Here is a 4,968-nt window from a genome sequence, read left to right on the forward strand (position 1 = left end):
GGCATAGATTAAATGGCTATAAGAGAATTAATGAAATGCTAAATAATGTAACTTTTATTGATGGCATTTCTGAGCATGAAGTTGACAAAATAAAACAGGATAAAAATTATGCCGCTTAATTCCCATATACTAGATTTGATAATAACTTGCTTTAACTTGCTTATTAAGTTATAATTGCTATTTGAAACTAACCCAAAATTTACTTATATGAAAATAATAATTCGTATCTTAACGATCACACTTTTGGCATTTAATTACTACACAGTGTACGCAGTGCCTGCTAAAGGCACATTTACAGCAGAGTCGACGTGCCAAGCATATATATCAAAAAAACAAATGACTAATCCTGATAACACTTGTGTAATTGCAGGGCAAACTTATTCTATTCAGGAAAAAAATAAAGATACTAATCCAGATTGGTTTAGAGTATTTATTTCAAATGCTAGCGAAAGTCAGTTACGCTGGGTAAGAAGTAGTTGTGGTATCGCAGATATTGAACAAGGAGGTGTTACTCCTGCTAAACAATGTGTCCAAGAGCCTGGGCTTGCTGATAGCTATGTATTAGCTTTAAGTTGGCAGCCAGCATTTTGTGAGACTTATGGCTTCAGAGCTGGAAAACAAGAGTGTAAAAACTTACCTGTAGATAGTGCAGCGGCTAAGAGTTTTTCGCTACATGGATTTTGGCCAAATCAAGATACTTGCGGTACTAATTATGGTTTTTGTGGTGCTCAGAAACAATCTGAATTTTGTAATTATGCGCCATTAAATTTAGATGATAAAACTATGGAGTTACTACATAGTGTGATGCCAGGATATAATGACTCTTCATGTTTACAACGTCATGAATGGTATAAGCATGGAACTTGTCAATCACATGATCAAAACCAATACTATACTCAGGCAGCTACTTTTGTAAATCAAATAAATGATTCGAAATTAGAGCAGTTATTTAGCCAAAATATTGGTAAAGATATAACTATTGAACAGTTTGATAATGCTTTTAATCAAAGTTTTGGAGCTGGTGCAAGTAATAAAGTATATCTAAATTGTAAAGATGGAATGCTAGTTGATGTGTATATATCGTTACCGAAAAATGCTGATGAGCCAAACCAAAAGGATTTGTCTGCTTTGCTAGCTAACGCGCCAAATGCTAACCAAAGTAGATGTCCAAATACATTTAAAATTTCTAATTTTTCTCATAGTGTGAATTAGATTTTTAGATGTAAAATGTTATCTTTATAGTTTTTGTAGTGACAGCACATTGTGCTGTCTTATTATAGCCATATAAGTAATTGACAGAAACCAAACTATTAGTCATACTACGGCTTCGACCGTAGTATCCATTGATAAAGTACAGTTTTTCTCTATAAATTTTTGGATTCTATGATCATGCCATAGAATGACGATTTATTTCAGCACCCCATGAAAAGATTTTATTGAGATTCTGAGATTAGTACTACAGGATGATACTCTTATCCGTGATTAGATATATTTGTTGCAGGGTTTGAGATATCTAATAAATCTCTATCCATCAAATGACTTGGTAATACATTTGATAGAGAGTTTAGAATATTACTAGGTATTTTTGGATTTTCTTGCGCTAAATCTTGGATTAGCTTTTTAACTTTTTTTCTTTTAAGATTCTCTTGAGATCCACATAGATTACATGGAATTATTGGGAAGTTCTCTTCTTTAGCAAATTCTATGAGATCACGTTCTTGTACTAGTACCATTGGTCGGATTACAGTATTTTCACCATCTTGAGTAATAAACTTAGGTGGCATTGATTTAATTTGCCCCTGATATAAGATAGACATAAGTAATGATTCAATTAAGTCATCACGATGATGTCCTAGAATAATCTTGTCCATTTTATGCTCTTTTGCATATCTGTAGATGTTACCACGGCGAAGCCTCGAGCATAATGAACAATAAGTCTTACCCTCTGGAACTTTATCTATCACCACACCATAAGTATTTTTTGTCTCAATCTCATAAGATACACCTAGATTATCAAGATATTTTCTAAGTTGGCTATCATTCCAACCAGGCTGAGATTGGTCTAATGTATAAACATGAAGATCTATATCATAAGTTTTATCTTCGATTAGCCCATGCAAAACTTTTAATAGTCCAAAAGAATCCTTACCTCCTGATAGACATACATAACCTTATCACCTTTTTCGATAAGCTTATAATCAGCTATAGCCTTAGTAATATAGTGACGTAATTTTTTTTCAGTTTTGCTTATTTTTATTTCAGTCATTTTATCTATGCGCCTTCTTAAAGATTCTATCCTTTTCGCGAGCCCAATCTTTATCTTTTTGAGCCTGACGCTTATCGTGAACTTTTTTACCTTGAGCAAGAGCTATTTCAACTTTTACACAAGTACCTTTCCAATACATAGCCAAAGGCACGCATGTAAATCCTTTTTGCTCAATTCGTCCCATGATTTTGTCTATCTCACGGCGATTAAGTAGCAGTTTACGATTTGCTGAAGCATCTGCTACCACATGAGTAGATGCCGACAATAGAGGAGTTATTAGACAATTAAAAAGCCAAGCTTCGCCACGCTTGATATGCACATGACTATCTATCATCTGTACTTTACCAGCTCTGATACTTTTTACTTCCCATCCTTGTAGTACTATTCCAGCTTCAAACTTCTCTAAAATAGTATAATCATGGAAGGCTCTTTTATTTCTAGCAATAGTTGCTGGAGAAACCTTATGTTTACTCATAACTTTATTATTTTTTGTAAAAGATATACAATGTAACGCTATATATTATCAGCAAAACACATAAGATTAAATAAATGAATAAAGTTAATAAATCTGCAATTGTTAATTATACTGCTTCACAGATGTATGATCTTGTAAATGATATTGAAAGCTATCCTCAGTTTCTACCAATGTGCTACGATATTGAGATTTTTGAACACACGGAAACAGAAGCAAAAGCATCTCTAAAAATCAAATCAGGATTTGTGAAATTGGACTTTGCTACACATAATACAATGGTTAAAGATCAGCATATTCATTTAAATCTTATGAATGGTCCATTTAAAAGTTTAACAGGTGATTGGAAATTTGAACCTCAAGATGAAAATTCATGTAAGGTATCATTGGACATGGAGTTTACCTTTGAAAATAAATTTGTGGAAATGGCTCTTGGTCCAGTATTTCGTGGGCTGGCAGATAGGATGTTAGGAGCATTTTGTAAACGCGCAGAAGAGGTCTATAAATAGTGAAAGTAGAAGTCATTTATGCTTTACCTAGTGAGCAGAAGTCTTTTTATGTTGAGTCTGATGATTCTCTGACTGTTAGAGAAGCTATTATTCAGTCAAAAATCTTAGATGCTTATTCTGAATTAGGCAATATCGAAAATCTTAAAGTTGGTATCTATGGACAAATAGTCGATTTAGATCATGTTCTTGAGGATAAAGATAGGGTTGAAATATACAGAAATCTAACTATTGATCCAAAACAAGCTCGTATGCTAAGAGCAGAACAAAAGCGTAAAAGAGAAGGCATCAGAGGTTTTGGTGCGTAATCAAAAAATAGCTATTATAGGAGCTGGATTAGCAGGGTGTTCATTAGCTTATGAGTTAAGTGGGTCTTCTAACTTTGATATAGCTATATTTGATAAAAACTCTGATATTGCAACGGAAGCTTCTGGGAACTTTGCGGGAATTTTAGAACCTTATTTAACTTCAGATAATAATTTCTCAGATCAGTTTCATACACTAGGCTATAGTATATTATTAGAGTTTATAAATCAGTATCGTAATGATATAGAAATTTGTAATCAGGGTGTCTTGCAAATATTAAGTGATGAAAAAGAACTAAATAGATATCAAAAGATTTTTACAAAAAGAGAGATAGCTGATGATTTAGCTAGATTAATATCTCCTCAAGAGCTTTCAGAATTACTTGGTAAAAATACTCCTAACAAAGCTGTATATTATCTTAATGCTGTATCTGTGGTACCTAAAAGTATTTGTCAGCTATGGCTTAAATTATCAAATGCTAAATTAAAATTAGATAATGAGCTTTTAGATATTAAGAAATTAGAGGATAATACTTGGCGATTAAAATTTAATAATTTCACTGAAGATTTTGATATTGTAGTATTTGCGGGAGGGTATCCATTATTTAAAAATATTTCTCTGCTACAAAATATTCCAGTATATCCATCACAAGGACAGTTAACAGTTATTAAAAGATGTTTTGATACCTCAAATAATATTATGGATAAAGGATATATAATCCCTAGTTATAAAGATAATCTACAAGTTATTGGAGCAACATTTCGAGACAATAATGATACTAGTGGGGATATAAGACAGGAAGATAATACTTTTAATATTAATCAAATTAAGCAAATATTTAATGATAAAAATTACAATGTTGAAATTGTTAATTCAAGAGTAGCTACAAGATGTGTAACTTCTGATCATTTACCACTTGTTGGTAGGTTGGCAGATTATGATAGTTTTGAACAAGTTTTTTATAAGCCTCTGTCTAAAGGCTATCCAAAATCAAAAATGCCAAAGATTGAATATCAACAAAGTTTATATGTATCTTCAGGATTTGGCTCAAAAGGTTTATGTTCATCATTATTAGCGGCTCAGATTATCACAGCATACATAACAAATCAAAATCAAAAATACTCAGATAAGTTACTAGAAGCGCTTGCTATAGAGCGTTTTTGGACTAGAAGCTTCAAGAAAGGTATAAAATTTTCATAAAATATTACTTCAGACCATTTATATATAGCAATTATTGGCTATAATTGTGAGATTTTTTAAAATCAATTTAATAAGTTCATGAAATTAAAAAGCTAGATTGTATTCTGAAAGTTTTAAATAGTTGAAAGAGAGTTCCAAATATAGTTTATTAGGTTTTGACGAAACTAAAATAAACGATAAGGAACTAAAAAATGCCAAAGTACTTAACTCTTTCAAAT

The 4,968-nt window shown here is 31.9% G+C and carries 5 protein-coding genes and 1 pseudogene; 4 read left to right on the forward strand and 2 right to left on the reverse strand.

Translation table 11 applies throughout. The features are described from left to right. Positions 1–207 precede the first annotated feature (207 nt). A complete protein-coding gene (locus tag F8C69_RS09060) occupies positions 208–1,212 on the forward strand; it encodes a ribonuclease T2 family protein (RefSeq protein WP_159184943.1) in 1,005 nt (334 codons plus the stop codon). Positions 1,213–1,472: 260 nt separating this feature from the next. On the opposite strand, the pseudogene ttcA reads toward F8C69_RS09060, so the two are convergent. Then, positions 1,473–2,266 (reverse strand): annotated as a pseudogene (gene ttcA / locus F8C69_RS09065) (tRNA 2-thiocytidine(32) synthetase TtcA). 1 nt (position 2,267) lies between these two features. After that, the gene (gene smpB, locus F8C69_RS09070; protein ID WP_159184944.1) at positions 2,268–2,741 is read right to left on the reverse strand and encodes an SsrA-binding protein SmpB; all 474 of its coding nucleotides are present in this window, start codon (positions 2,739–2,741) and stop codon (positions 2,268–2,270) included. 74 nt (positions 2,742–2,815) lie between these two features. Here smpB and F8C69_RS09075 point away from each other — a divergent pair, with 74 nt between their 5' ends. The 3 genes from F8C69_RS09075 to mnmC1 are packed head-to-tail and all read left to right on the forward strand — an operon-like array spanning position 2,816 to position 4,750. Next, the gene (locus F8C69_RS09075) at positions 2,816–3,247 is read left to right on the forward strand and encodes a type II toxin-antitoxin system RatA family toxin (RefSeq protein ID WP_159184945.1); all 432 of its coding nucleotides are present in this window, start codon (positions 2,816–2,818) and stop codon (positions 3,245–3,247) included. Then, a complete protein-coding gene (locus tag F8C69_RS09080; RefSeq protein ID WP_159184946.1) occupies positions 3,247–3,552 on the forward strand; it encodes an RnfH family protein in 306 nt (101 codons plus the stop codon). The genes F8C69_RS09075 and F8C69_RS09080 overlap by 1 nt, the downstream gene beginning before the upstream one ends. Continuing rightward, positions 3,542–4,750 carry an FAD-dependent 5-carboxymethylaminomethyl-2-thiouridine(34) oxidoreductase MnmC1 gene (gene mnmC1, locus F8C69_RS09085; protein ID WP_159184947.1) on the forward strand — a complete coding sequence of 403 codons (1,209 nt, stop codon included), beginning with the start codon at positions 3,542–3,544 and terminating at the stop codon, positions 4,748–4,750. The genes F8C69_RS09080 and mnmC1 overlap by 11 nt, the downstream gene beginning before the upstream one ends. Positions 4,751–4,968: the final 218 nt, after the last annotated feature.

The organism is Francisella noatunensis subsp. noatunensis (assembly GCF_009823375.1).
GTDB lineage: Bacteria > Pseudomonadota > Gammaproteobacteria > Francisellales > Francisellaceae > Francisella > Francisella noatunensis.